Annotated in this window: 22 protein-coding genes; 11 read left to right on the forward strand and 11 right to left on the reverse strand. The window is 61.5% G+C overall.

Features of this window, described 5'->3' with window-relative positions; translation table 11 throughout:
• The first annotated feature begins 52 nt into the window (after window positions 1-52).
• On the forward strand, window positions 53-1,720 hold the full coding sequence (gene ggt, locus ACK59H_RS04340) for a gamma-glutamyltransferase (protein ID WP_060478498.1): 1,668 nt from the start codon (window positions 53-55) through the stop codon (window positions 1,718-1,720).
• Window positions 1,721-1,777: 57 nt separating this feature from the next.
• On the opposite strand, the gene ACK59H_RS04345 is transcribed toward ggt, so the two are convergent.
• Together ACK59H_RS04345 and ACK59H_RS04350 are read right to left on the reverse strand one after the other, a co-directional pair.
• Complete coding sequence (locus ACK59H_RS04345; RefSeq protein WP_261744780.1) at window positions 1,778-3,697, reverse strand: methyl-accepting chemotaxis protein; 1,920 nt, start codon at window positions 3,695-3,697, stop codon at window positions 1,778-1,780.
• A gap of 165 nt (window positions 3,698-3,862) precedes the next feature.
• Window positions 3,863-4,756 carry a neutral zinc metallopeptidase gene (locus ACK59H_RS04350; protein WP_060478500.1) on the reverse strand — a complete coding sequence of 298 codons (894 nt, stop codon included), beginning with the start codon at window positions 4,754-4,756 and terminating at the stop codon, window positions 3,863-3,865.
• A 188-nt stretch (window positions 4,757-4,944) separates the two neighbouring features.
• Here ACK59H_RS04350 and pcaH point away from each other — a divergent pair, with 188 nt between their 5' ends.
• Window positions 4,945-5,664, forward strand: coding sequence for a protocatechuate 3,4-dioxygenase subunit beta (gene pcaH / locus ACK59H_RS04355; RefSeq protein ID WP_060478501.1), 720 nt, complete (start codon window positions 4,945-4,947; stop codon window positions 5,662-5,664).
• 10 nt (window positions 5,665-5,674) lie between these two features.
• Window positions 5,675-6,280 (forward strand): protocatechuate 3,4-dioxygenase subunit alpha, encoded by a 606-nt coding sequence (pcaG, locus tag ACK59H_RS04360; RefSeq protein ID WP_060478502.1) that lies wholly within the window; start codon window positions 5,675-5,677, stop codon window positions 6,278-6,280.
• Between the two features lie 42 nt (window positions 6,281-6,322).
• Here pcaG and trmA read toward each other — a convergent pair whose 3' ends face one another.
• From trmA to ACK59H_RS04375, 3 genes are all read right to left on the reverse strand, one after another.
• Window positions 6,323-7,408, reverse strand: a complete 1,086-nt coding sequence (trmA, locus tag ACK59H_RS04365; RefSeq protein ID WP_060478503.1) for a tRNA (uridine(54)-C5)-methyltransferase TrmA — start codon at window positions 7,406-7,408, stop codon at window positions 6,323-6,325.
• Entirely contained in the window at window positions 7,405-8,700 is a 1,296-nt protein-coding gene (locus ACK59H_RS04370; RefSeq protein WP_060478504.1) for an NCS2 family permease, read from the reverse strand. The genes trmA and ACK59H_RS04370 overlap by 4 nt, the downstream gene beginning before the upstream one ends.
• Window positions 8,701-8,872: 172 nt before the next feature.
• Complete coding sequence (locus ACK59H_RS04375; protein ID WP_060478505.1) at window positions 8,873-10,093, reverse strand: MFS transporter; 1,221 nt, start codon at window positions 10,091-10,093, stop codon at window positions 8,873-8,875.
• A 343-nt stretch (window positions 10,094-10,436) separates the two neighbouring features.
• Here ACK59H_RS04375 and ACK59H_RS04380 point away from each other — a divergent pair, with 343 nt between their 5' ends.
• From ACK59H_RS04380 to ACK59H_RS04390, 3 genes are read left to right on the forward strand one after another with little or no spacing between them, the layout of a single operon-like run.
• The gene (locus ACK59H_RS04380) at window positions 10,437-11,873 is read left to right on the forward strand and encodes a cytochrome ubiquinol oxidase subunit I (protein ID WP_060478506.1); all 1,437 of its coding nucleotides are present in this window, start codon (window positions 10,437-10,439) and stop codon (window positions 11,871-11,873) included.
• Window positions 11,874-11,876: 3 nt separating this feature from the next.
• Window positions 11,877-12,884: a cytochrome d ubiquinol oxidase subunit II gene (cydB, locus tag ACK59H_RS04385; protein WP_060478507.1), complete on the forward strand. Its 1,008-nt coding sequence runs from the start codon at window positions 11,877-11,879 to the stop codon at window positions 12,882-12,884.
• A gap of 8 nt (window positions 12,885-12,892) precedes the next feature.
• Window positions 12,893-13,048, forward strand: a complete 156-nt coding sequence (locus tag ACK59H_RS04390) for a DUF2474 domain-containing protein (RefSeq protein ID WP_060478508.1) — start codon at window positions 12,893-12,895, stop codon at window positions 13,046-13,048.
• Window positions 13,049-13,114: 66 nt separating this feature from the next.
• Here ACK59H_RS04390 and ACK59H_RS04395 read toward each other — a convergent pair whose 3' ends face one another.
• Window positions 13,115-14,239, reverse strand: a complete 1,125-nt coding sequence (locus ACK59H_RS04395; RefSeq protein WP_060478509.1) for a methyltransferase — start codon at window positions 14,237-14,239, stop codon at window positions 13,115-13,117.
• A gap of 93 nt (window positions 14,240-14,332) precedes the next feature.
• A complete protein-coding gene (locus ACK59H_RS04400; protein WP_060478547.1) occupies window positions 14,333-15,043 on the reverse strand; it encodes an autoinducer binding domain-containing protein in 711 nt (236 codons plus the stop codon).
• A gap of 207 nt (window positions 15,044-15,250) precedes the next feature.
• Here ACK59H_RS04400 and ACK59H_RS04405 point away from each other — a divergent pair, with 207 nt between their 5' ends.
• A complete protein-coding gene (locus ACK59H_RS04405) occupies window positions 15,251-16,027 on the forward strand; it encodes a ferredoxin--NADP reductase (RefSeq protein WP_060478510.1) in 777 nt (258 codons plus the stop codon).
• A 33-nt stretch (window positions 16,028-16,060) separates the two neighbouring features.
• On the opposite strand, the gene mscL is transcribed toward ACK59H_RS04405, so the two are convergent.
• Complete coding sequence (mscL, locus tag ACK59H_RS04410; protein WP_060478511.1) at window positions 16,061-16,480, reverse strand: large-conductance mechanosensitive channel protein MscL; 420 nt, start codon at window positions 16,478-16,480, stop codon at window positions 16,061-16,063.
• A gap of 177 nt (window positions 16,481-16,657) precedes the next feature.
• Between mscL and radA the strand changes: the two genes are divergently transcribed.
• Window positions 16,658-18,025, forward strand: coding sequence for a DNA repair protein RadA (radA, locus tag ACK59H_RS04415; RefSeq protein ID WP_054887132.1), 1,368 nt, complete (start codon window positions 16,658-16,660; stop codon window positions 18,023-18,025).
• Window positions 18,026-18,081: 56 nt separating this feature from the next.
• Here radA and ACK59H_RS04420 read toward each other — a convergent pair whose 3' ends face one another.
• Together ACK59H_RS04420 and ACK59H_RS04425 are read right to left on the reverse strand one after the other, a co-directional pair.
• Window positions 18,082-19,599, reverse strand: coding sequence for a nucleobase:cation symporter-2 family protein (locus ACK59H_RS04420; protein WP_409264272.1), 1,518 nt, complete (start codon window positions 19,597-19,599; stop codon window positions 18,082-18,084).
• 262 nt (window positions 19,600-19,861) lie between these two features.
• Entirely contained in the window at window positions 19,862-20,224 is a 363-nt protein-coding gene (locus ACK59H_RS04425) for a PilZ domain-containing protein (RefSeq protein WP_060478513.1), read from the reverse strand.
• A gap of 165 nt (window positions 20,225-20,389) precedes the next feature.
• Here ACK59H_RS04425 and ACK59H_RS04430 point away from each other — a divergent pair, with 165 nt between their 5' ends.
• From ACK59H_RS04430 to yjiA, 3 genes are all read left to right on the forward strand, one after another.
• The gene (locus ACK59H_RS04430; protein WP_060478514.1) at window positions 20,390-22,456 is read left to right on the forward strand and encodes a carbon starvation CstA family protein; all 2,067 of its coding nucleotides are present in this window, start codon (window positions 20,390-20,392) and stop codon (window positions 22,454-22,456) included.
• 13 nt (window positions 22,457-22,469) lie between these two features.
• Window positions 22,470-22,667 carry a YbdD/YjiX family protein gene (locus tag ACK59H_RS04435; RefSeq protein ID WP_027918412.1) on the forward strand — a complete coding sequence of 66 codons (198 nt, stop codon included), beginning with the start codon at window positions 22,470-22,472 and terminating at the stop codon, window positions 22,665-22,667.
• A 79-nt stretch (window positions 22,668-22,746) separates the two neighbouring features.
• A complete protein-coding gene (gene yjiA, locus ACK59H_RS04440) occupies window positions 22,747-23,724 on the forward strand; it encodes a GTPase (protein WP_060478515.1) in 978 nt (325 codons plus the stop codon).
• Here the strand turns inward: yjiA and ACK59H_RS04445 are convergent.
• The gene (locus tag ACK59H_RS04445; protein ID WP_060478516.1) at window positions 23,684-25,171 is read right to left on the reverse strand and encodes a methylenetetrahydrofolate reductase C-terminal domain-containing protein; all 1,488 of its coding nucleotides are present in this window, start codon (window positions 25,169-25,171) and stop codon (window positions 23,684-23,686) included. The two genes, yjiA and ACK59H_RS04445, sit on opposite strands and share 41 nt — an antisense overlap.
• Window positions 25,172-25,205: the final 34 nt, after the last annotated feature.

The raw sequence follows: 25,205 nt of genomic DNA on the forward strand, positions 1-25,205 counted from the left end.
GAGCGCTTCGGCCTTACTGAGTGCTCGACAAAAACAACACCAAGGAAGTGTCATGCGTATTGTCCCGTTTCAGTACCTGGCTCTGGCAGCCGCGATCCTGAGCTGTTCCTCTACCTATGCCGCTACCCTGGAAGGCGGTGCGGTTGCTGCGCCCGATCAATATGGCGCACAGGTAGCCGCCGACATTCTCAAGAAAGGTGGCAACGCGGTGGATGCAGCCGTGGCCACTGCCTTCACGCTGGCGGTGACCTACCCCGAAGCAGGTAACATCGGTGGTGGCGGTTTCATGACCCTGTTCGTCGACGGCAAACCTTACTTCCTCGACTACCGCGAAGTGGCGCCCAAGGCAGCCACGCGCAATATGTACCTGGACGACAAAGGCGAGGTGATCGAGAACCTGAGCCTGGTGGGCGCGCGCGCAGCGGGTGTGCCCGGTACGGTGATGGGGCTGTGGGAGGCTCACCACAAGTTCGGCAAGTTGCCTTGGAGCGAGCTGCTGACGCCGGCCATCGGCTATGCGAAGAATGGTTTCAAGGTTGCAGAAAAGCAGTACCAGTACCGCAACGATGCCCAAGGCATGTTCAAGACGGCGACCAACTTCAACGATTATTTCGGCAACATGAAAGTTGGGGAGTTGTTCAAGCAGCCGGAGATGGCCCAGACCTTGGAACGCATCGCCGATAAAGGCGTGAGTGAGTTCTACCAAGGCAAGACTGCTGACCTGCTGGTGGCGCAGATGCAGGCTGACAAAGGCCTGATCACCAAACAAGACCTCATGGACTACAAGGCCGTATGGCGCGACCCGATCGCCATCAGCTGGCGCGGCAATGTGGTGTACACAGCCCCTCCGCCCAGTTCTGGCGGTGTAGCGTTGGCTCAGTTGCTGGGCATCAAGGAAGACCGAGCGGCAGACTTCAAAGGCGTGGCGCACAACTCTGCGCAGTACATTCACCTGCTAGCGGAGATCGAGAAGCGGGTATTCGCCGACCGTGCCGACTATCTCGGCGACCCGGCCTTCAGTAAAGTCCCAGTGAACCAACTGGTGGCTAAGGACTATCTGGCCAAGCGCGCTGCACAGGTCAACCCCAAAGCCATCTCTGCGACTGACGAGGTCAAGCCCGGTTTGGAGCCGCACCAAACCACGCATTTCTCGATCGTCGACAAGCAGGGCAACGCTGTCAGCAATACCTATACCCTCAACCTCGATTACGGCAGTGGCGTAGTGGTCAAAGGCGCGGGCTTCCTGCTCAACGACGAAATGGACGACTTCAGCGCCAAGCCTGGGGCTGCCAACGCTTTTGGCGTCGTGGGCGGTGACGCCAACGCCATTGCGCCGGGCAAACGCATGCTCTCGTCGATGAGCCCAAGCCTGATGACCCGTGACGGCAAGGTTGAGCTGGTGATCGGCACCCCAGGGGGCTCACGCATCTTCACCTCTATCTTCCAGGTCATGAACAACCTGTATGACTATGGCATGCCGCTGCAAAAGGCCGTGGCGGCGCAGCGTGTGCACCATCAATTGCTGCCCAAGGACACCATCTATTTCGACAGCTATGCACCGCTGACCGGCGCAGTAGCTGATGAGCTGAAGAAGATGGGTTATGTCCTGGAGGATCAGGGCTGGGAGATGGGGGACATCCAGGCCATTCGGGTCAACGGGGCGCAGCTTGAAACGGCCTCGGACCCGCGTGGGCGTGGGGTGGGGATGATCGTCAAGTAACGCTGGGTGAGCTGCTTTGATGCTTTCGCGGGTAACCCCGCGAAAGCGATCTGAAGGTCAGACGCGGAACTGGCTGACCAGCATCTGCAAGTGACCACCCAGGCGCGCCAGCTCGACGCTGGACGCCGCGGTCTCATCACTGGCCGCCGCAGTCTGTTCCGACACATCCCGCACATTGAGGATGCTGCGGCTGATTTCCTCGGCCACGGCGCTCTGCTGCTCGGCCGCCGCGGCAATCTGCTGGTTCATCGACTGGATGCTCGACACCGTGCTGGTGATGTTCTCCAGCGATGCCCCAGCTTTGCGCGCCAGTTCCACGCTGCTGTCGGTCAGTGTCCGGCTGCCCTGCATGGCATTGGCCACTTGCTGGGTACCATGCTGCAGGCCAGCGACCAACTCTTCGATCTCTTCGGTGGACTTTTGCGTGCGCTGGGCCAGGCCGCGCACTTCGTCGGCCACTACTGCGAACCCGCGGCCGGCCTCACCGGCACGAGCGGCTTCGATCGCGGCGTTGAGCGCCAGCAGGTTGGTCTGCTCGGCGACCGACTTGATCACATCCATCACGCTGCCGATCTTCTGGCTTTCCTGCTGCAGCAGGTTCATGGCCTCGGTTGAACGGTGCACTTCCTCAGCCAAGCGTTCGATCTGGCTGATGGCCTCACCGACCACACGGTCACCAGCACGGGCCTCGCCATCGGCACCGGTGGCCGCCTGCGAGGCTTGCTCTGCGTTGCGCGCCACTTCCTGAACAGTGGCGGCCATTTCATGCATGGCGGTGGCGACCTGGTCGGTTTCGACCTTCTGGCTGTTGGCGCCGGCGCTGGTCTGTTCGGTCACCGCCGACAGCTCTTCGGCGGCACTGGCGATCTGAGTGACGCCGTCGCGGATGCCACTGATCAGCTCGCGCAGGGTCGTGCCCATGCGCGCGATGCCTTGTTGCAGGGCTCCCAGCTCGTCACGACGAGTGACTCGCAGTTCATGGGTCAGGTCGCCACCGGCAATGCGCTCCACAGCTTGCAGGGTATCGCGCAACGGGCGGGTGATCTGCCGGGTGATGACCACTGCAGCAATGACCCCCGCCAACAATGCCAGCAGCGTGGCGATGATCTGCAGGCTGCGTGCCTGTGCGCTTTCGGCGTCGCGGCGCTCAAGCTGGATTTGGTACAGCGCGTCACTGCGCTTGACGATGTCGGCGCCCTGAACCGTCATTTCCGCACGGGCCACCGTGATCGCTGCGACCGCATCACGGAACTGGCGCACGGCATCGCGGTACGCCAACACGGCCTGTTCGAACTGCTGCACACGAGCCCCTTCGGCGGGCAGCTGAAGCTTGAGCGTCTCGACGTTGGCCAGCGAGCCTTCCAACTGCCGCAGGGCGGCTTGCTCGTTGCTGGCCGTGTTCTCGGCGATGTAGCCACGCACATCGATGCGCACCTGCAGCAGTTGCTGGCGCGCCTTGCTGATCAGCTGATACTGAGCCAGGCGTACGCTGTCCGCTTCGGGGCGCGACATCACCTCTTGGCTAAGGGCATCCATGGCCTCATCGGCCCGGGTAGCCGACACATCCATGGCCTTGCGGGCCGCCAGCGAGCTGTCGTAGCCGGCGCGCATCTTGCTCAGCGATACCTTGTACTCGCTGATGGTCTGCCCCAGCGCCTTGAGGAGTTCGACGTTGGCTGGGCTTGTGAAGGTGGTTGCCAGGTAAGCCTGCTGTTTGCTGAACACATCCAGTTTGGCTTGGGTGTTGGCAGCAGCAGCATCATCGCCGTTGGCGATCATGTATTGCAGGCGCGCTACGCGCAGGTCGGTCAGGTCCTTGTTGAGCTGGCCGATGTCGCCCATCCAGTTGCTGCGGTCGATCAGGCTGCCCAGGCTGGTCCAGCCGGTCAAGGCCAGTAGGCCGGTAAGAACCAGCACCAGGCCAAAGCCTAGGCCGAGTTTAAGGTTGACGCTGATATTGGCAAACCAGCTATTCATGCACGCTCTCCAGAAAATTCATACGCTCACTTGATCTTCGATCGCAGGGCGTTGTTGTTCTGGGGCCTGCTGAATCGTGCAGGGGTTATCGGCACGCGGAGGGTAAAGCTGAATCGCTTTTTCAGTTGATTTCGAGTCGGGGCCGACAGGCGGCGGCCCCACCTCTTAGAGGTTGCGTGCGCTGAAGGTATCGCAGCTGTTGACATCGCCCTGGGCGAACCCGGTTTTGAACCAACGCACGCGCTGCGCCGAGGTGCCATGGGTGAACGAGTCGGGCACCACGCGGCCCTGGCCCTGCTGTTGCAGCCGGTCATCGCCAATGGCATTGGCGGCGTTGAGGGCCTCGTCGACATCCCCGGGTTCGAGCCAGTTCAGCCGCTTCTGGGCCTGGTACGCCCACACCCCAGCCAGGCAGTCTGCCTGCAATTCCTGGCGCACCAGCAGGCCGTTGTCACCCTCCATGCGTTGGCCGCTGCGCCGCGCAGCATCGACTTTGGCCGAGACGCCCAAGAGGGTTTGCACATGGTGGCCGATTTCGTGTGCGATGACGTAGGCCTGAGCAAAATCACCGGCTGCAGCGAAGCGAGTCTCCATTTCACGGAAGAACGACATGTCCAGGTATACCCGTTGGTCCGCTGGACAGTAGAACGGCCCGACGGCTGCTGAAGCAAAGCCGCAGGCAGAATTGACCTGCCCGCTGAACAGAACCAGCTTAGGGTCGCGGTATTGTTTGCCGGCCTGAGCGAACAAGGCTTTCCAAGTGTCCTCGGTGTCACCCAGGATCGAGGCGACGAATTGCGCCTGCTCGTCATTGGCAGGCGGCGCTTTGCCACCGGCCCCGCTAGGTGCGGCCTGGTGCTGCTGTTGCTCCATTTGCCCTGTGAGCTGGCCAAGAATCTGCAGCGGGTCCTGGCCGGTCAGCCAGCCGATGCCGACGATCAACAGTATCGCCCCCAGCCCCAACCCTTTGCCGCCGCCAAAGCGCATACCGCCGCCGCCACCGCCTTCGCCCCGAGCATCGACCACATTGTCGCTGCGCCGGCCTTTTCGCCATTCCATGAAGTGCTCTCCAGAGCTTGAAACATGGGGACAAAGAATAGATCAGTTGGAGCCAAGTCACTAATGCATAACCATTTGGTTATGTATGGGGCGGCTGATTTCAATATTCATCTGGGCTCACCTATCAGAAACTGCAAGTCCGCCTGCCGTGTACAGGCGTTTTCATAATTCCAAGAGAGGAATCCGGCATGCCCGCCCAGGACAACAGCCGCTTCGTGATCCGTGATCGCAATTGGCACCCAAAGGCACTGACGCCCGACTACAAGACGTCCATCGCCCGCTCGCCGCGCCAGGCACTGGTTAGCATTCCACAGTCGATCAGCGAAACCACCGGCCCGGACTTTTCACATCTGGGCTTCGGTGCCCACGACCACGACCTGCTGCTGAACTTCAACAATGGCGGCCTGCCGATCGGTGAGCGCATCATCGTCGCCGGCCGTGTGGTCGACCAATATGGCAAACCGGTTGCCAATACGCTGGTAGAAATGTGGCAGGCCAACGCCGGCGGCCGCTATCGTCACAAGAACGACCGTTACCTGGCCCCATTGGACCCAAACTTTGGTGGCGTCGGTCGCTGCCTGACCGACCGTGATGGCTACTACAGCTTCCGTACCATCAAGCCGGGCCCATACCCATGGCGCAATGGCCCGAACGATTGGCGCCCGGCGCACATTCACTTCGCCATCAGCGGCCCATCGATCGCCACCAAGCTGATCACTCAGTTGTACTTCGAGGGCGATCCGCTGATCCCGATGTGCCCGATCGTCAAGTCGATCGCCAACCCCCAAGCCGTACAGCAGTTGATCGCCAAACTCGACATGAGCAGCGCCAACCCGATGGACTGCCTGGCGTACCGCTTCGACATCGTGCTGCGCGGCCAGCGCAAGACCCACTTCGAAAACTGCTGAGGACCCCGTCATGCCTATCGAACTGCTGCCGGAAACCCCCTCGCAGACCGCCGGCCCTTACGTGCACATCGGCCTGGCCCTGGAAGCGGCTGGCAACCCGACCCGTGACCAGGAAATCTGGAACCAGATGGCCAAGCCCGACGCCGCGGGTGAGCACATTCTGCTGATTGGCCATGTCTACGACGGCAATGGTCACCTGGTGCGCGATTCGTTCCTGGAACTGTGGCAAGCCGACGCCAGCGGCCAATACCAGGATGCTTACAGCCTGGAAAACGCCTTCAACAGCTTCGGCCGCACCGCCACCACCTTCGATGCCGGTGAGTGGACCGTGCAGACGGTCAAGCCGGGTGTGGTGAACAATGCCGCAGGCGTGCCGATGGCACCGCACATCAACATCAGCCTGTTCGCTCGCGGGATCAACATACACTTGCACACGCGCTTGTACTTCGACGATGAGGCCGAAGCCAACGCCAAGTGCCCAGTGCTCAACCTGATCGAGCAGCCCCAGCGCCGTGAGACGCTGGTGGCCAAGCGTTGCGAGGTAGATGGCAAGACGGCGTATCGCTTCGATATCCGTATTCAGGGAGAAGGGGAGACCGTCTTCTTCGACTTCTGAATGATGGTTGGGGGCCCTGAAGGGCCCTCAACGTTTCATCGGTCAGCGCCGCACCAGCAGCACACCGCTTTCCATGTGGTGGGTATACGGGAACTGGTCGAACAACGCACACCGCTCGATGCGGTGGGTGTCCTGCAACTGCGCGATGTTTGCCGCCAGGGTTTCAGGGTTGCACGAAATGTACAGGATCCTTTCGAAGCGGCGGGTCAGCTCACAGGTATCTGGGTCCATGCCTGCCCGTGGCGGGTCGACGAACACGGTGCCGAAGTCGTAGCTTGCAAGGTCGATCCCTTCCAGGCGGCGGAACGGGCGCACACCATTGAGCGCTTGGGTCAGCTCTTCTGCCGACAGGCGCACCAGCTTCACGTTATCCACAGCGTTTTCGTCAAGGTTGCTCAGTGCGGCGTTGACCGACGTCTTGCTGATTTCGGTGGCCAGTACCTGGCGAACGCGAGTGGCCAGCGGCAGAGTGAAGTTGCCGTTGCCGCAATACAGCTCCAGCAAATCATCATCACGCTCGCCCATGGCCTCGAAGGCCCAGCTCAGCATCTTCTGGTTCACCGCGCCGTTGGGCTGGGTGAACGCGCCTTCCGGTTGGCGGTAACTGAACACGCGCCCGGCGACCTCAAGCTGTTCCACCGCATAGTCGCGGCCTATGACCAGGCGCTTGCCCTTGGAGCGGCCGATCAGGCTCACCCCTAGGTCATCGGCCAGCTGGCGAGCGGCTACTTCCCAGGCTTCGTCCAGTGGGCGGTGGTAGCACAGGGTGACCATGGCATCGCCGGCCAGGGTAGTGAGGAACTCGACCTGGAACAGGCGGTTACTCAGCGCCTCGCTGGCTTGCCAGGCAGCCTTGAGCCTTGGCATCAGTGCGTTGATGCGCTGGCTGGCGATGGGGAAATCGTCGATCAGGATTGCCTTGTGCTTTTCGCCTGGTGCGAACATCGCGTAGTGACGCTGGCCGTCCTCGCGCCACAGGCGAAATTCTGCGCGCAGGCGGTAATGCTCGCGGGGCGAGTCGAAAACGGCCGGCTCCGGTGCGCCGAACGGCGCCAGCAACTCACGCAGTCGGGCGACTTTGCCCTGGAGCTGGGTGTCGTAGACGGTGGGATCGAAGGCAGCACTCATGCGTTGAACCAGCCCAGCTTGATGACGAACAGGATGGAGAGGATCACCAGGGCTGGGTTCAGGTCGCGGTGGCGGCCAGAGATCAGCTTCACGGCAGTCCAGGCGATGAAGCCGAAAGCGATGCCGTTGGCGATCGAATAGGTCAGCGGCATGGCCAGGGCGGTCACTACCACCGGGGCGGCCTCGGTGACGTCGTCCCAGTTGATCTCCGCCAGGCCCGAGGCCATCAGCACGGCAACGAACAGCAGCGCTGGGGCCGTTGCGAAGGCCGGTACGCTACCGGCCAGCGGGGCGAAGAACAGCGCCAGCAGGAACAGAATGGCGACCACGATGGCGGTAAGGCCAGTGCGGCCCCCAGCGCTCACGCCAGCAGCGGATTCGATGTAGCTGGTGGTGGTCGAGGTGCCCAGCAGGGACCCGGCCATGGCGGCGGTGCTGTCGGCGATCAGAGCACGGCCCATCTTCGGCATGTGGCCGTCCTTGCCCATCAGGCCGGCACGCTTGGCCACGCCGATCAAGGTTCCGGAGTTGTCGAACAGGTCGACGAACAAGAAGGCAAAAATCACGCTGACCAGGCCCACGTCCAGGGCGCCCTTGATGTCCAGCTGCAGGAAGGTCGGCGCCAGTGAGGGCGGCATCGAAACCACGCCGCCGAACGGCGTTACACCCATCAAGATCGCGGCGATGGTCACGGCCAGAATGCCGATCAACACCGCACCACGCACTTTCAGCGACTCAAGGCCGACGATCAGGAAAAAGCCCAGAGTCGCCAGAATGGGTGCCGGCTGCTTGAGGTCGCCCAGGCCAACCAGGGTTGCCGGGTTATCGACGACGATGCCCGCATTGTGCAGGGCAATGAGCGCCAGAAACAGCCCGATACCTGCGGCGATCGCTGAGCGCAGGGGCAGTGGAATGCTGTTAACGATCCACTCGCGTATGCGAAAAATCGACAACAGGAAGAACATCACCGCCGAGAGAAACACCGCCCCCAGTGCCACCTGCCAGGTGTGGCCCATGTGCAGCACCACGGTGTAGGTGAAGAATGCGTTCAGGCCCATGCCCGGCGCCAGAGCGATCGGGTAGTTGGCGATCAGCCCCATGGTGGTCGAGCCGATGGCGGCCGCCAGGCACGTGGCGACAAAGATCGCGCCTTTGTCCATGCCGGTCTCGCCGAGGATGCTCGGGTTGACGAACAGGATGTAGGCCATGGCCAGGAAGGTGGTGACGCCCGCAAGAATCTCGGTGCGCACGTTGGTGTTGTGTGCTCTTAGTTGAAACAGCCTTTCCAGCATGCCCGCTCCCAGGGCGCCCTAGCGCCGTGAATGTATCGACCCCATCAGCAAAGCACAGACCGTAGCCGATGCCGTGGTTTTGTGTGGGGCGCAAAAAAGCCGCGCATCATACCAGCATGCTCGGCAAGGGCCTATGGCCGTTGGGGAATGGATCATCTGTAGCCGGGCACGCTCAATCGCTGTGCAAGCGATCGCGGTTGGCCAGGGTCGGGAACAACTTTATCCACACCCCGGTCACCACCAAGGTGCCCACGCCCCCCAGTATCACCGCTGGCACGGTGCCGAACCAGTGCGCCGTTACCCCGGACTCGAACTCACCCAACTGGTTGGATGCACCGATAAACAGGCCATTGACTGCGCTTACCCGCCCGCGCATCTCGTCCGGCGTCTCCAACTGCACGAAGGCGCCACGGATGACCATGCTGATCATGTCTGCAGCGCCCAGAACCACCAGCACCGCCAGCGAGAACCAGAACGAGGTCGATAGGCCAAAGGCGATGGTTGCTACGCCGAATACCCCAACGGCGGTAAACATGGTGCGGCCCACCTTGCGCTCCACTGGAAAGCGCGCCAGCCACAGCGACATCAGCAGTGCCCCCACCGCTGGCGCCGAGCGCAGCAGGCCCAGGCCCCACGGGCCAGTCAGCAGGATGTCCTTGGCGAACACTGGCAGCAGTGCGGTGGCGCCACCGAGCAGCACGGCGAACAGATCCAGCGAAATGGCGCCGAGGATGTCAGGCCGGCTGCGGATGAAACGGATGCCCGCCAGGAGTGACTCAATGCTGGCGCGGCCACGCTGAGGCACCTGCTGGCGCGAATTCAGGGTCAACATCAACAGGCAGGCAAAGGCGTACAGGGCAACGGTAGGGCCATATACCCAGATGCTGCCGAATGCATACAAAAAGCCGCCCACGGCCGGGGCGACGATGGTCGCTGCCTGGGTCGCCGAGGCCGAGGCAGCCACTGCCCGTGGAAACAACCCTGGCGGCACGACATTGGGCAGCAATGCCTGGGTCGCCGGCATCTCGAACGAGCGGGTGGCACCGAGCAGGAACGCCAGGGCGAAAATCAGTTCACGGCTGACGTTGTCTGTAGCACTGCCCACGGCCAATGCCAGGGCGATCAGCCCCTGCAAACTCTGGCACAGCGCCGCGACCCTACGTCGGTCGTATCGATCGGCTACGTGCCCGGTATGCAGCATGAACAGCACTCGTGGCGCGAACTCCACCAGGCCGACGAGCCCAAGGTCGAGCACATTGCCAGTGAGCTGGTAGAGGTGCCAGCCGATGGCCACCGTGAGCATTTGAAAGCCACTAGCCGTGAACACGCGAGCCAGCCAGAAGGCGATGAAAGGGCGGTGATGACGCAACAACTGCGGCGCTGAATCGGGCATCGGCAACCTGTCGGGCTCGGCGTAGTGGGGAGAGCGCAGCGTATCATCTGATTGTAACAATCAGTTACTGTTTGCCGTGATCGGCATGTTTCCAGGCTTTGAGGAAGAGGGTGAGGCAACCGGCCACGCGGCAAACCACCGCACCGCCATGCGCGCTATTGAGGGCTATGCTTTGTAACGAAGGTTGACCTGGATCAATCGTTCCAGATGCAACCAAAGGCCCTCGGGCCGCAATCCCTACGATCGAACCGAACAAATTCAACTTACCGCACTCGACAACCGTAGGGGCAGTGGGCGATAGGGCCACGAGCCTGCACGCCGGATTATCTGAAGAGGAAGCACCATGTTCGGAATAGAGGCCTTAGAACTCGCCCGAATGCAGTTTGCCTTTACCGTGTCGTTCCACATTCTGTTCCCGGCCATCACCATCGGCCTTGCCAGCTACCTGGCGGTTCTCGAGGGTTTGTGGTTGCGAACCAACAACCAGGTTTACCGAGACCTCTATCATTTCTGGTCGAAGATCTTCGCCGTCAACTTTGGCATGGGCGTGGTATCCGGCCTGGTGATGGCTTATCAGTTCGGCACCAACTGGAGCCGCTTCTCCGACTTTGCCGGTGCTGTCACCGGCCCACTGCTGACCTACGAAGTGCTGACCGCTTTCTTCCTGGAGGCGGGCTTCCTTGGTGTGATGCTGTTCGGCTGGAACCGCGTGGGCCGGGGCCTGCACTTCTTTTCCACGGTCATGGTGGCGCTGGGTACGCTGGTATCGACCTTCTGGATCCTGGCCTCCAACAGCTGGATGCAGACGCCGCAAGGCCACGAGATCATCGATGGCCGGGTGGTGCCAGTGGATTGGCTCGCAGTGGTATTCAACCCATCGTTCCCTTATCGGCTGATGCATATGGCCACCGCCGCGTTCGTTTCCACCGCCTTCTTCGTCGGTGCTTCAGCGGCATGGCACCTGTTACGGGGGCGTGACAACCCGGCGCTGCGCAAGATGCTGTCGATGGCCATGTGGATGGCTTTGGTGGTTGCACCCATCCAGGCAGTGATCGGTGACTTCCATGGCCTGAACACCCTCAAGCACCAGCCGGTGAAGATCGCCGCCATCGAAGGCCATTGGGAGAATGTGCCTGGTGAGCCGACCCCGCTGATCTTGTTCGGCATCCCGGACATGAAAGCCGAAACCACACACTTCAAGCTTGAAATACCGGCGTTGGGCAGCTTGATTCTGACCCACAGCCTGGACAAGCAAGTACCGGCGATGAAGGAGTTCGCGCCTGAGGATCGGCCCAATTCGACCATCGTGTTCTGGTCGTTCCGGGTCATGGTAGGCCTTGGCTTGCTGATGATCGTCGTCGGCCTATGGAGCCTGTGGCTGCGCAAGCGCGGCACGCTCTATACCTCCCGCCCGTTCCTGTACGTGGCACTGTGGATGGGGCCCTCTGGGTTGATTGCGTTGCTGGCAGGCTGGTTCACCACCGAGATCGGTCGCCAACCGTGGGTGGTCTATGGGTTGCTGCGTACCGCCGATGGGGTTTCGAACCACAGTTATGCACAGCTTGGCTTCACTTTGGTTGCCTTCGTGGTGGTGTATTTCGCGCTCTTCGGTACAGGCCTGGGCTATATGATGCGCCTGGTGCGTAAAGGCCCGCGCACTGGCGAAGGTGACGAGCAGAACCCCGGTGGCCCTGGCACCAAACGCACGCCGGCACGGCCTTTGTCCGCCGCCGATGATGGCCACGAGGCCAATACTGCCAGCCTGAGCAAGGGGAACTGAGCCATGGGTATCGACCTTCCGCTGATCTGGGCCGTGATCATCATCTTCGGGGTGATGATGTACGTGGTGATGGACGGCTTCGACCTGGGTATCGGCATGCTCTTTCCCTTCGTCAAGGGCGAGCAGGACCGCGATGTAATGATGAATACCGTCGCCCCCGTATGGGACGGCAACGAAACCTGGTTGGTGCTGGGCGGCGCCGGGTTGTTCGGCGCCTTCCCGATGGCCTATGCGGTGGTGCTCGAAGCGCTGTACCTGCCGTTGATACTGATGCTGATCGGGTTGATTTTCCGCGGCGTGGCCTTCGAGTTCCGGTTCAAGGCCACCGACGAAAAACGCCATATCTGGGACAAGGCGTTCATCGGCGGGTCCCTGGTAGCCACCTTCTTCCAGGGCGTAGCACTGGGGGCCTTTCTCGAAGGGTTCAAGGTGGTCGACCGGCATTTTGCCGGGGGGACGCTGGACTGGCTAACGCCGTTCAGCCTGTTCTGTGGCCTTGGCCTGATCGTTGCCTACACGCTGCTGGGCTGCACCTGGCTGATCATGAAGACTGAGGGGGATCTGCACCTGCGCATGACCTACCTCGCCCGGCCACTGGCACTGGTGCTGCTGGCGGTGATCGGTATCGTCAGCCTGTGGACGCCAATGGCTTATCCGCAGATCGCCGATCGCTGGTTCAGCATGCCCAACCTGCTGTGGTTCATGCCGGTGCCATTGCTGGTGCTGGTGACGTTCTACGGCCTGCTCAAGGCGGTGGCGCGCAAAGCTCATTACACGCCGTTCCTGCTGACTCTGGTACTGATTTTCCTCGGCTACAGTGGCCTGGGTATCAGCTTGTGGCCGCACATCATCCCGCCTTCGATCAGTATCTGGGATGCTGCCGCACCGCCGCAGAGTCAGAGCTTCATGCTGGTAGGTACCTTGTTCATCCTGCCGTTCATTCTGATGTACACCTTCTGGAGTTATTACGTGTTCCGCGGCAAGGTGTCACACGCAGACGGCTACCACTAGAGGGGCCCATGATGAGCGCTAAACATGGCTTGCAAGATAAAAAACCGTTGTGGCAGCGGTTGGGTTGGCTGGTGCTGATCTGGGCGTTGAGCGTGGCCGCGTTAGGCCTGGCGGCCTGGGTGATGCGGCTGTTCATGGCCGCAGCCGGGCTTACCACGCATTGACAGCCCAAGTGCGCGTGGTGCCCTTTTCGCAGCACGAGGCCGCTAGCACAGCGAGCCTCGGCTGCATTATTTGCGGGCTTTGAGAATCACGAATTTCGGGGTGGCTGCAACCTGTTCCACACCTCGGAACAGCCGCGCCAGCTTGCTGTGATAGCCCAAGTGGCGGTTGCCGACGATGTACAACGCACCGCCCACCACCAGCGCCTCACGCGCCTGCTGGAACATGCGCCAGGCCAGGAAGTCGCCCACCACCTGTTGTTGATGGAATGGTGGATTGCACAGCACAACATCCAGCGACTGCTTTTCCACCCCGGCCAGGCCGTCTGCCGGCAACACCGTTACCGGTCGTTGACCCAACGCCGCTTGCCAGTTCTCCTGCGCCGATTGCACCGCCATGTACGACTCGTCCACTAAGGTGAACTGCGCGTCCGGGTTGGCCAAGGCGCAGGAGATGGCCAGCACACCGTTCCCGCAGCCCAGGTCAGCCACGCGGGCATTGCCAAGGTTACGCGGCAAGTGCGGCAGGAAAGCGCGGGTGCCGATGTCCAGGCCCTCGCGGCAGAACACGTTGGCATGGTTGAGCAGTTCCAGTGCCGGCGCGTCGAGCAGATAGCGAGTTGGGTAGGGTGATTTGGAAACTGGGCGGTCAGCGACCGTGGCGGTCAACAGGCGGGCCTTTTTCTGCGCCAGCGACGCCTGTACCGGCCCGATGTACTTTTCCATCAGATCACCAGCGGCGCGCGGCAGGTGCTTGATCATCGCGCCAGCCATTACCTGGGCATCAGGGGCCAGATGGCCCTGCAAACGGATCAATTGTTCTTCGAGCAGCGCCAGGGTCTTGGGCACCCGCACCAGCACCCTATCGAACGGGCCTTGCCACTGTGCGCTGGCTGGCACGAACGGCACGCTGTCGAAAGCCTTGCCATTATTGGCAAGGTTCTTCTCCAGCGCCATGCGGGCCAGGTGCGAATCGCCACTGCTGACCACTGTCAGTTGCCCGGCCAGGCTAGCTGCCAGTGCGCCGAAGCTGTCGTTGAGTACCAGCACCCGGCTGCTAGCCTGCAGGTTCTGTGCATGCAGCTGCTCGAGCAGGTAGTGATCGGCGGCATCGAAGGCCTGCAACGGGTCATTGGCTTGGTCCGGCTGGCGGATCAGGTCGAGTTCGGCATAGGGGGTGGTGAACAGGGGCATGGCGTCTGGCTCAGGTACGGATCTGCCCAGGGCGGTTCGCCATGAGCTTTGCTGCGCGATTCTACAGAGGTTTGACTGCGGCCGCAGGCCCGGCTATTGATCGATCAGGCCGCGCATCATGGCGATGGCGATGGCGCCGGCCTTGTTGGCTGCGTTGGTCTTGGTGATGACGCTGCGAATGTGAAAATTCACTGTGCTTTGCGATAGGGAAAGGATACAGGCTACATCGGCGGCAGTTTTGCCGGCTGCCGACCACTTCAGCACCTCGATTTCGCGCTCGCTCATCTTCAGCGGCGCACTGAGCTTGGCCAGGTGGTACTCGCTGATGATCGCATGCAGGGTATGGCACAACCACTGCACCTTGCCCGCCTTGTCGTACAGCTCGCTGATGCTGACTTCACCCAGCGGCCGGCAGACGCTCAGCTGGCTTTCATTGTGCTGTGGGTCGTGTACCGACTGTGTCCAACCGTGTCGCAGGCCATGTGCACAGGCGAGCTCTCGAAAATGGGGCACCTCGCGGTAGAGGTCGTCGGTCCAGACTACCGGCATGGTCGAGCTATGGCTCTGGGTTGCAGCGGCGTCCTGTTTGTAGAAGTCGTCGCGCTGACAGCATTCGATCCAGTCCGCAGGGTAATTGCTATAGAGGTAGATCCGGGGGGATTGTGCAGCGAGTTGAATACGAACCCTGAGGCCTATGAACTCCATGCCCATGTCCTGAGTCAGGTGCACCGCAAGGTCAAACACCTTGTGAGGGGTACTTTCGCTGACCAGCCTGTGTAAATGTTCATGGTTCCATTGAAGCATCATTGCTTCTCCCTTGGATCCTGTCCCGGTGTTGACACATGAAAAGATTGTAGGAAAAGACTCAGCAGCGCGTTAGGCTTTTTTCTATACTCACGGGCTGGTTTCATGAAAAAACCGACGAATGCCAATCGGTAGCCCTACACTCCAGCGGTTTTTATTGGCGCCGCTTTGCGCGACACTGGGCGCATGCTATCGATGGAGCCCGTGATGACCGCCAGTGCCGACAAGTTTATCCACCAGACCCTGCTGAACGTTCAGCCGCTGACGCCGAACCTGTTCAGCCTGCGGGTAACGCGTGATCCAGGGTTTCGCTTTCGCGCCGGCCAGTTCGCCCGCCTTGGGGTGACCAAAGCCGATGGCAGCGTGGTCTGGCGTGCCTATTCGATGGTCAGTGCCCCCCATGACGAATACCTGGACTTCTTCTCCATCGTGGTGCCGGGCGGGGAGTTCACCAGCGAACTGAGCCGCCTGGGCGAGGGCGACACGCTGATGATCGACCGTCAGGCGTTCGGCTACCTGACGCTCGACCGCTTCGTCGGCGGTCGCGACCTGTGGCTGCTGGCAACCGGTACCGGTATTGCGCCGTTCATGTCCATCCTGCAGGACTTCGAGGCCTGGGAGCGCTTCGACAACATCAAGCTGGTGTACTCGGTGCGCGAAGCCAATGAGCTGGCGTACGTTGAAGAAATTGCCGGGCTCGAGCAGCGTGATTACCTGGCGGAATTCACTGGCAAACTGCAGTTCATTCCGGTGGTCACCCGCGAGCAGCACCCTGGCGCGTTGAATGCGCGCATCACTACGCTGATCGAGAGCGGCGAGTTGGAAAAGGCAGCGGGGCTTGCGTTTTCTCCGGAGCATTCGCGCATCATGCTGTGCGGCAACCCAGAGATGATCGACGAGACGCGCAAGGTGCTCAAGGCGCGTGACCTGCAACTGAGCCTGAGCCGGCGGCCAGGGCAGGTGGCGGTGGAAAACTACTGGTGAGATTCAGGGGCCGCAGCGCGGCCCCCGCTGTTTTCAGGGCAGACGGTTCTGGTTCTGCGCCTTGAGCAAGTCGCGGATTTCGCTCAGCAGGGTTTCCTGCGGCGTGGGCGCCGGCGGTGCGCTGGGCGCTACGGCTTCTTCGCGCTTGAGACGGTTGATCACCTTCACGCCCATGAAGATCGCAAAGGCGACGATCAGGAAGTCGATCACGGTCTGGATGAACTTACCGTAGGCCAGCACCACAGCTGGCACGTCACCTTCGGCGGCCTTGAGGGTAATCGCCAGGTCGCTGAAATCGACGCCGCCGATCAGCAGCCCCAGTGGCGGCATGATCACATCCCCAACGAACGAGGAGACAATCTTGCCGAAGGCCGCGCCGATGATGATACCGACCGCCATGTCGACGACATTTCCTTTGACCGCGAAGGCCTTGAACTCACTGAGCATGCCCATGTTTGATTCCTTGTAACAAATGGTGAGGTTAACGCAGTGTAAGCCACTTGATGCCTTCATGCGTTGGCTTCAGGGGTAGTGACTGCGGTTAGAACGAATAGTTTTGTCGCATCCGCAGCCGTTCGAGACACATCACCGTCGGCTATGATGGCGGTTTTTTCCAGGAGACCCTGCCCAATGGCCAAGGCCAAGCGTTTGTATGGCTGCACCGAGTGCGGCGCGACCTTCCCCAAGTGGGCCGGCCAGTGCGCCGACTGCGGGGCCTGGAACACCCTGGTCGAGACCATGATCGAAAGTGGCGGCGCTGCGGCCCCAAGTGGCCGTGCCGGCTGGACCGGGCAACAAGCCCAGATCAAGACCTTGGCTGAAGTCAGCGTCGAAGAAATTCCGCGCTTCACCACCAGCAGCACCGAACTGGACCGCGTACTCGGCGGCGGCCTGGTCGATGGTTCGGTGGTGCTGATTGGCGGTGACCCGGGCATTGGTAAATCGACCATCTTGCTGCAGACGTTATGCAACATTGCGGTTGGCATGCCGGCGTTGTACGTCACCGGTGAAGAGTCGCAGCAGCAGGTGGCCATGCGCTCACGGCGCTTGGGCTTGCCCCAGGACCAGCTCAAGGTGATGACCGAGACCTGCATCGAAACCATCATCGCCACCGCTCGGGTAGAAAAGCCCAGGGTCATGGTGATCGACTCCATCCAGACCATTTTCACCGAGCAGTTGCAGTCCGCCCCCGGCGGGGTGGCTCAGGTGCGTGAAAGCACGGCGCTGTTGGTGCGTTATGCCAAGCAGAGCGGTACGGCGATCTTCCTCGTCGGCCATGTCACCAAGGAAGGTTCGCTGGCCGGGCCGCGGGTGCTCGAGCATATGGTCGATACCGTGCTGTATTTCGAAGGCGAGTCCGACGGCCGCCTGCGCCTGTTGCGGGCGGTCAAGAACCGCTTCGGCGCAGTCAACGAGCTGGGCGTATTCGGCATGACCGACCGCGGCCTGAAAGAGGTGTCGAACCCTTCGGCGATTTTCCTCAATCGCACCCAGGAAGAGGTACCCGGCAGTGTGGTGATGGCCACTTGGGAAGGGACTCGGCCGATGCTGGTAGAGGTGCAGGCCCTGGTCGATGACAGTCACTTGGCCAACCCTCGGCGGGTCACCCTCGGCCTTGACCAGAACCGGCTGGCCATGTTGCTGGCTGTCTTGCATCGCCACGGGGGTATACCCACCCATGACCAGGACGTGTTTCTCAACGTGGTTGGTGGGGTGAAAGTGCTGGAGACGGCTTCGGACCTGGCGTTGCTCGCGGCGGTGATGTCCAGCCTGCGTAACCGGCCTTTGGCCCACGGCCTGCTGGTATTCGGTGAGATTGGTTTGTCTGGGGAGGTCCGGCCTGTGCCCAGTGGCCAGGAGCGCCTGAAAGAAGCGGCCAAGCATGGCTTCAAACGTGCCATCGTGCCCAAGGGCAATGCGCCCAAGGAGCCGCCTGCAGGTTTGCAGGTAATCGCCGTGACCCGGCTGGAACAGGCCCTGGATGCCTTGTTCGAATAAATGAAAAAGGGGCCGACGATGCGCATCGGCCCCCCACCTCAACGCTCAGTCAGCGCTCAATGTTCGGCAACCGCCGTGCGCCTGGGCGCCTGGTTACCGTGCTCGTCCAGCTCCATTACCGGCACTTCGTTGCCATCGGCATCGAACAACTTGCCATCCTTGAAGAAGTCACCATCGCGCAGGCACGAGATGTCCGAATACTGGATGGTGCGTTCGTAGGCAGCGGCGAACACCGACTGATTCTCCGAATTGCCCGTCTTGAAGTGGTTGAACAGCAGGTTCAGCAGGATCGCCATGATTGCCGCCGAGCTGATACCCGAGTGGAAGATGGTTTCGAACCAGTTGGGGAACTGGTGATAGAAGGTGGGTGCAGCGATCGGGATCATGCCAAAGCCCAGGGAGGCGGCGACGATGATCAGGTTGACGTTGTTCTTGTAGTTGACCTTGGACAGGGTGCGGATACCACTGGCTGCCACGGTGCCGAACAGGACGATGCCCGCGCCACCCAGTACCGGGGCCGGTACCGCCGCGATCACCCGGCCCATCACCGGCAGCAGGCCCAGCACTACCAGGATCACGCCACCGGTGGCGACCACGTAGCGGCTCTTGACGCCGGTCACTGCCACCAGGCCGACGTTCTGGGCGAAGGCGCTTTGGGTGAACGACCCGAAGATCGGCGCCAGAATGCTCGACGCCATGTCGGCACGCAGGCCGTTGCCCAGGCGTTTGGAATCGACCTTGGTGTCGATGATTTCACCCACCGCGAGAATGTCGGCCGAGGTTTCCACCAAGGTCACCATGATCACGATGCACATCGACAGGATCGCCGCGATGTGGAACTCCGGCATGCCGAAGTGGAATGGCGTAGGGAAGGCGAACATCGGGCCTTCGCTGACCTTGCTGAAATCGGTCATGCCCAAGGCCCAGGCGATCAGTGTGCCGACTACCATCGCCAGCAGGATCGACAGGCGCGAGATGGTTGCACTGCCCAGCTTGCTCAACACCAGCACGATGGCGAAGGTAAGGCCGGCCAGGCTGATGTTCGCCACGCTGCCGAACTCCGGTGAGGCGCTGTTACCGCCCATCACCCAGCGTGCCGCGACCGGCATCAGGGTCAGGCCGATGGTGGTGATGACGATGCCGGTCACCAGCGGCGGGAAGAACTTGGTAATGCGCGAGAACACTGGGGTGATCAGCAAGCCGATCAGCGATGCCGCCATGACGGCGCCCAGCACCCCTGGCAGCCCACCGCCGCCCTCGCTGCTGAGGATAGCCCCCATTGTGGCCACGCCAGCGAACGATACGCCCTGAACCAGCGGTAACTGGCAACCGAAGAACGGAATGCCCAGCGTCTGCAGCAGCGTCGCAAGGCCCCCAGCGAACAGCGAGGCGGCGATCAGCATGCCGATTTCGGCACCGTTCAGGCCAGCGGCCTGGCCCAGGATCAGGGGTACCGCAACGATCCCGCCATACATGGTCAGCACATGCTGCAGACCATAGGCCATATTGGCGCCAAGCCCGAGGTATTCATCCTCAGGGCGCTTGGCGGGAGACGTGCTAGGGGACGTAGTCATGGAGCAGGCTCTCTGTTTATTGTTGTGGCGCTACTGTAGACAGTTCCCGCAAATGATTGCTACACAAATTGTATACAATATTTTGATCGGAGAGCGAACAGCGGCCCGGCAATGTGTGCAAGAAAGCAATGCAGGTCGCGTACCAACTTAGGAAAAGCGGGGCTAGAGGGGTGTGTACAAAGAGCTTGTACCCAGGCAGAAAGCTGTCTGGGTAGACAAGAAACACTGGGTGGGGAGGCTGTTAGCTAGCTAAGAGATTTCATTATTCGATAAGTTCGCGCAGCTCACGCATCATTTCGGTGCTGTCGGCCAGGTTCAGTTCCACAAGACGGTGCAAGTGAGTCATGGATTCGACGTCGATGTACAAACACACGAAGCCCAACCGCCGAGGCTCTTCGTGGCGCAGTTCCACCTGCATCTGTACTCGGTTGTGGGGGTCGAGGTGAATGATGGCGTCGAAGTCCTGAGTGAGGTCGGCATCCCAAGGTTGCGGGCATTCGACCAGCAAGCCTTTGAGCGACAGATCGATCAGTTTCACCGGCCAACGGCGGTCGCCCTGGCGCAGTTCGGTCGGTGCGTCGAAGTCGATGCGCAGAAAACGGCGTCGTTCGTCGTGATGCTGCATGGGCAAGCCCTCCGAGGTGCATGCTGACTATAGGGATCATGTACACAAATCAGGTATCACAATCTGGCCGCAGAGGCTCTAGACCAAAGCAAGTGTGGCAATGCGCGATGACACGCCCTAGACTCGCTAGGCGGTCTTTTCCAATCCACCAGCTGGAAGCAAACCATGAACAACAATAATAGCCTGCTACGCCACATCCCGTGGCTGGCGCTGGCAGTCATAGGAGCCTGCGCGCTGGGTGTGGTTGCCCTGCGCCGCGGCGAGGCGATCAATGCCTTGTGGATCGTGGTCGCTGCTGTGGCCATCTACCTGGTCGCCTACCGGTACTACAGCCTGTTCATCGCCACCAAGGTGATGCAACTGGACCCTCGTCGAGCGACCCCTGCGGTACTCAACAACGATGGTCTTGACTACGTTCCAACCAACAAGCACATCCTTTTCGGTCACCATTTCGCTGCCATCGCTGGCGCCGGTCCACTGGTCGGCCCGGTACTCGCTGCGCAGATGGGCTATCTGCCCGGTACGCTGTGGCTGATCGCTGGTGTGGTACTGGCCGGTGCGGTGCAGGACTTCATGGTCTTGTTCCTCTCTACCCGCCGCAATGGCCGCTCGCTAGGCGACATGGTGCGCGAGGAAATGGGCCGCATCCCAGGGACCATTGCGCTGTTCGGCTGCTTCCTGATCATGATCATCATCCTGGCGGTGCTGGCGCTGATCGTGGTCAAGGCCCTGGCCGAGAGCCCATGGGGCATGTTCACGGTGATGGCGACCATCCCGATCGCGATGTTCATGGGCGTCTACATGCGCTATATCCGCCCAGGCCGCATTGGCGAAATCTCGATAGTCGGGGTAGTGCTGCTGTTGGCTTCCATCTGGCTGGGGGGGCAGATCGCCGCCGACCCAGTATGGGGCCCGGCGTTCACCTTCACCGGCGTGCAGATCACCTGGATGCTGGTGGGCTACGGCTTCGTCGCTGCCGTGCTGCCGGTTTGGCTGGTGCTGGCACCGCGTGACTATCTGTCGACCTTCCTCAAGATCGGCACCATCATCGCTTTGGCCATCGGCATTCTGGTCACCATGCCCGAGCTGAAGATGCCGGCTCTGACCCAGTTCACCGACGGCACTGGCCCGGTGTGGAAGGGCACGCTGTTCCCGTTCCTGTTCATCACCATCGCGTGTGGCGCGGTATCGGGCTTCCATGCCCTGATCTCCTCGGGCACCACGCCCAAGCTGTTGGATAACGAAGCCAACGCCCGCTACATCGGTTACGGCGGCATGCTGATGGAGTCTTTCGTCGCCATCATGGCCATGGTTGCCGCTTCGGTGATCGAGCCGGGTGTGTACTTCGCCATGAACAGCCCAGCCGCCGTGGTGGGCGCCGACGCCGCTTCGGTGGCGCAAACAGTCAGCAGCTGGGGCTTCATGATCACCCCTGACCAGCTGGAAGCCGTGGCCCGTGATATTGGCGAGCACACCATCCTGGCCCGTGCCGGTGGTGCGCCGACGCTGGCCGTCGGTATCGCGCAGATCTTGCATCAGGTGCTGCCGGGTGAGAACACCATGGCCTTCTGGTACCACTTCGCGATCCTCTTCGAAGCGCTGTTCATCCTCACTGCGGTGGACGCAGGTACCCGTGCCGGGCGCTTCATGCTGCAGGACCTGCTGGGCAGCTTCGTGCCGGCCCTCAAGCGCACCGAATCGTGGGCTGCCAACCTGATCGGCACCGCCGGTTGCGTGGCGTTGTGGGGTTACCTGTTGTACCAGGGCGTGATCGACCCGCTGGGCGGTATCAATACCCTGTGGCCGCTGTTCGGTATCTCCAACCAGATGCTGGCCGGTATTGCCCTGATGCTCGGCACCGTCGTGCTGATCAAGATGAAGCGCGAGCGCTACATCTGGGTGACCCTGCTACCGGCAGCCTGGCTGCTGATCTGCACCACCGCCGCGGGCCTGATCAAGCTGTTCGATCCGAACCCGGCGGTGGGCTTCCTGGCCCTGGCCAAGAAGTACAGCACTGCACTGGATGCCGGCCAAGTCTTGGCTCCGGCCAAGGACATCAACCAGATGCAGCATGTGATCTTCAACGCCTACACCAACGCCGGGCTGACCATTCTGTTCCTGGTAGTGGTGTTCAGCGTGCTGTTCTTCGCCATCAAAGTCGGCTACGCCGCCCTTGGTCGCAAAGAGCGCACCGACAAAGAAACCCCGTTCCAGGCTCTGCCTGACGCGTAAGAGGGCTGCAGCGATGTTCAACGACCTGGGTCGACTGGGTAAATACCTGGGGCAGGCAGCCCGCCTGATGGTCGGCATGCCCGACTACGACAATTACGTCGAGCATATGCAGGCCAAACACCCGGACAAGCCGGTAATGAGCTACGAGGCGTTCTTCCGCGAACGCCAGGAAGCCCGTTACGGTGGCAAGTCCGGGCCCAAGTGCTGTTGAACCTGCAACCTGCGTGAACCTGTGGGAGGTCGGGAAACCGGCCTCCCACACTCATTTTCAGCTTCAGGAGATTTTTCGCGTGCACACGCCCATTCCCGTCACAGTGCTCACCGGTTTTCTCGGTGCTGGCAAGACCACCCTGCTCAAGCACATGCTAAAGGCCGAGCACGGGCTGAAACTGGCCGTGATCGAAAACGAGTTCAGCGAGGCTGGCATCGATAGCCAGCTGCTAGGCGACGAACCGGTGCAGGTCATGACCCTGGCCAATGGCTGCGTGTGCTGCAGCATCCATGGCGACCTCACCCGCGCCTTGTACCTGCTACTCGAACGCCTGGACGCCGGCGAGATCGCCTTCGACCGGCTGGTGATCGAATGCACAGGCCTGGCTGACCCGGCGCCGGTTGCCCAGACCTTTTTCGTCGATGAAGAACTGCGTGAGCGTTACCTGCTGGACGGCATCATCACCCTGGTCGATGCTGCCCACGCCGATGTGCACCTGACCCAGAGCATTGCCCAGGCCCAGGTTGGTTTTGCCGACCGTTTGCTGCTGAGCAAGACCGACCTGGTCGAGCCGGCAGCGGTGCAGGCGCTGCAGGAGCGCCTGGCGCGGATCAATGGTCGGGCAGCCATTGAGCTGGTCGAACATGGCCGTATCGACTTGGCCAAACTGCTGGATGTGCGCGGTTTCAACCTCAACCCAGACCTGGGCGCCAACCTCAAGCCGAGCCTGCGACCCGTGCTCAAGCCCGCCACGCCTGACCGCATCAGTACGCTGGTACTGCGCACTGAAACGGCGCTGGACATCGACCGCCTCAGTGATTTCATGAACCAGCTGTTGGAGGAGCACGGCAAGCAGTTGCTGCGCTACAAGGGCGTGCTGAACATTGCTGGCGAGGACCGCCGACTGGTGTTCCAGGGTGTGCTCAAACTCTATGGCTTCGACTGGGATGCCGAGTGGGGAGCCTGTGAAACCCGCGAGAGCGTGATGGTGTTCATCGCCGATGAGTTGCCCGAAGCTAAGATTCGGGCTGGCTTTCAGGCGTTGGTTGCCGACTGAGCTGGCGCAATTGAGGTGCCTCGAACCACTGCGGCCAGGAGCTGCGGTGGCGGGTCTGCACCTCGACGCACGGGATCAGTCGCTCAGCCAGTACGCCAGTCTGCCCCACGGCCTTGGCGGTGCGGTATTTCACGCTGTGGATGCATTCACGGTCGCCAAACTCGCAGCGGTTCAGTGACGTCCCCCCGCAAGGCCCATTGGCCAGGCCTTTGGGGCAGGTTTCCGGGCAGATGTACAGCGTATCTTCCAGGCGGCAGCGGCCACAGGTGTCGCAGCCTACCAGCGGGCGTTTGGCTGCCCGCTCCAGGCGATGCAGCACCCTGGCTCCTCCCTGGGTCGCCCAGACAGGCTGACGCACCGCCCAGCCGAACGCCTTGCTCAGCCAACTGCTGCGGCTGAACAGCAGCGAATGGGTGCTGTGCAGCAGGTGATAGCGAAGGGTTTCTTTTGCAGAAGCACGCGCAGTCGATTCGCCCGGGCGCCAGTTGCCCGCAGGTGGATGAAAGATCACGCTGGGCAGGCCCGGCATCTGCCAACTGTCCTCCCAGGCAGGCGCCCACTGGGCCATCGAGTGGATGTGGCCCTGCCAGTAGTGCAAGCGCTCCTCCAGTAGCAACAGCTGCTCGAGGTCATGAACCCCGGACAGGTGTACGCCCGCGTATCCCATCAGCTTCACGCCGATGATCTGCAGCGCCAGGCGGTCGACACTGCGGGCCAGGGCAAAGGCCTTGGACACTTGGCTTTCGGCTTCGAGCAGGCTGCGCATCGACGGCGATACGGTAACGCCGGCCACGTGTTCGAGCATCGCTGCACGGCCAGCAGTCAGGCTCATCAAACAGGCCAGCATCGGTTTAGGCGAACCCTGACGCTGCATCCAGTGCATGGCTTGCTGGTGCTTACTGGCATCGAAGCCCAGTTGCAAGGTGAGAAAATCGGCGCCGGCAGCGAGCTTTTTCTCGGCCTTCAGATACTGCGCCCCGCCTTCCTCCTCGTGGTACTTGAAAGGGTTCAGTGCGGCTCCGAGCAACCAGTGTGGGCAGGCCTGGCGCGCGATCAGCAGGGCCGCTACCGACTCCAGGTAGCGCACAGGGCGTTCCCCAGGCTGATGGCCCGGCAGACGGTCGCCGCTCAGCAGCAGCAACTGATCGAGGCCGGCTGCCTGCATACGCTGCAACTGCGCCAGAAGGTAATGGGCCTCGCGGTCCTTGCCCGAAAAGTGGGGCAGGGCAGGCACTGGGGTATCGAACGTGCCGAGGGCGTCGAGAGGGGACATGTCCAGCGGGCTGCTTACGCGGTCACCGATGGCGACGGTCATGGGCCAGCCACACAGCTGCTTGCGCGCCATGATCGCCGCCATCGCCGCGAAGCGCTGGGCTGAGGCCTTGGGCACGAATTCCATGACGCAAACGAACTGTTTATCGCGCAGCGCGGCTTTGAGCGGGCTCATGTTTGGCGAGTACCTAATGTCTTCAGCTTGGCAT

Origin of the sequence: Pseudomonas sp. KCJK9000, from assembly GCF_046230725.1 — a bacterium.
GTDB lineage: Bacteria > Pseudomonadota > Gammaproteobacteria > Pseudomonadales > Pseudomonadaceae > Aquipseudomonas > Aquipseudomonas promysalinigenes.

What these genes read in the sequence shown, in the direction of transcription:
- ggt (WP_060478498.1), top strand. Translation starts at nt 53, where the DNA reads ATGCGTATTGTCCCGTTTCAGTACCTGGCTCTGGCAGCCGCGATCCTG.
- ACK59H_RS04345 (WP_261744780.1), bottom strand. Translation starts at nt 3,697, where the DNA reads ATGAATAGCTGGTTTGCCAATATCAGCGTCAACCTTAAACTCGGCCTA.
- ACK59H_RS04350 (WP_060478500.1), bottom strand. Translation starts at nt 4,756, where the DNA reads ATGGAATGGCGAAAAGGCCGGCGCAGCGACAATGTGGTCGATGCTCGG.
- pcaH (WP_060478501.1), top strand. Translation starts at nt 4,945, where the DNA reads ATGCCCGCCCAGGACAACAGCCGCTTCGTGATCCGTGATCGCAATTGG.
- pcaG (WP_060478502.1), top strand. Translation starts at nt 5,675, where the DNA reads ATGCCTATCGAACTGCTGCCGGAAACCCCCTCGCAGACCGCCGGCCCT.
- trmA (WP_060478503.1), bottom strand. Translation starts at nt 7,408, where the DNA reads ATGAGTGCTGCCTTCGATCCCACCGTCTACGACACCCAGCTCCAGGGC.
- ACK59H_RS04370 (WP_060478504.1), bottom strand. Translation starts at nt 8,700, where the DNA reads ATGCTGGAAAGGCTGTTTCAACTAAGAGCACACAACACCAACGTGCGC.
- ACK59H_RS04375 (WP_060478505.1), bottom strand. Translation starts at nt 10,093, where the DNA reads ATGCCCGATTCAGCGCCGCAGTTGTTGCGTCATCACCGCCCTTTCATC.
- ACK59H_RS04380 (WP_060478506.1), top strand. Translation starts at nt 10,437, where the DNA reads ATGTTCGGAATAGAGGCCTTAGAACTCGCCCGAATGCAGTTTGCCTTT.
- cydB (WP_060478507.1), top strand. Translation starts at nt 11,877, where the DNA reads ATGGGTATCGACCTTCCGCTGATCTGGGCCGTGATCATCATCTTCGGG.
- ACK59H_RS04390 (WP_060478508.1), top strand. Translation starts at nt 12,893, where the DNA reads ATGATGAGCGCTAAACATGGCTTGCAAGATAAAAAACCGTTGTGGCAG.
- ACK59H_RS04395 (WP_060478509.1), bottom strand. Translation starts at nt 14,239, where the DNA reads ATGCCCCTGTTCACCACCCCCTATGCCGAACTCGACCTGATCCGCCAG.
- ACK59H_RS04400 (WP_060478547.1), bottom strand. Translation starts at nt 15,043, where the DNA reads ATGCTTCAATGGAACCATGAACATTTACACAGGCTGGTCAGCGAAAGT.
- ACK59H_RS04405 (WP_060478510.1), top strand. Translation starts at nt 15,251, where the DNA reads ATGACCGCCAGTGCCGACAAGTTTATCCACCAGACCCTGCTGAACGTT.
- mscL (WP_060478511.1), bottom strand. Translation starts at nt 16,480, where the DNA reads ATGGGCATGCTCAGTGAGTTCAAGGCCTTCGCGGTCAAAGGAAATGTC.
- radA (WP_054887132.1), top strand. Translation starts at nt 16,658, where the DNA reads ATGGCCAAGGCCAAGCGTTTGTATGGCTGCACCGAGTGCGGCGCGACC.
- ACK59H_RS04420 (WP_409264272.1), bottom strand. Translation starts at nt 19,599, where the DNA reads ATGACTACGTCCCCTAGCACGTCTCCCGCCAAGCGCCCTGAGGATGAA.
- ACK59H_RS04425 (WP_060478513.1), bottom strand. Translation starts at nt 20,224, where the DNA reads ATGCAGCATCACGACGAACGACGCCGTTTTCTGCGCATCGACTTCGAC.
- ACK59H_RS04430 (WP_060478514.1), top strand. Translation starts at nt 20,390, where the DNA reads ATGAACAACAATAATAGCCTGCTACGCCACATCCCGTGGCTGGCGCTG.
- ACK59H_RS04435 (WP_027918412.1), top strand. Translation starts at nt 22,470, where the DNA reads ATGTTCAACGACCTGGGTCGACTGGGTAAATACCTGGGGCAGGCAGCC.
- ACK59H_RS04445 (WP_060478516.1), bottom strand. Translation starts at nt 25,171, where the DNA reads ATGAGCCCGCTCAAAGCCGCGCTGCGCGATAAACAGTTCGTTTGCGTC.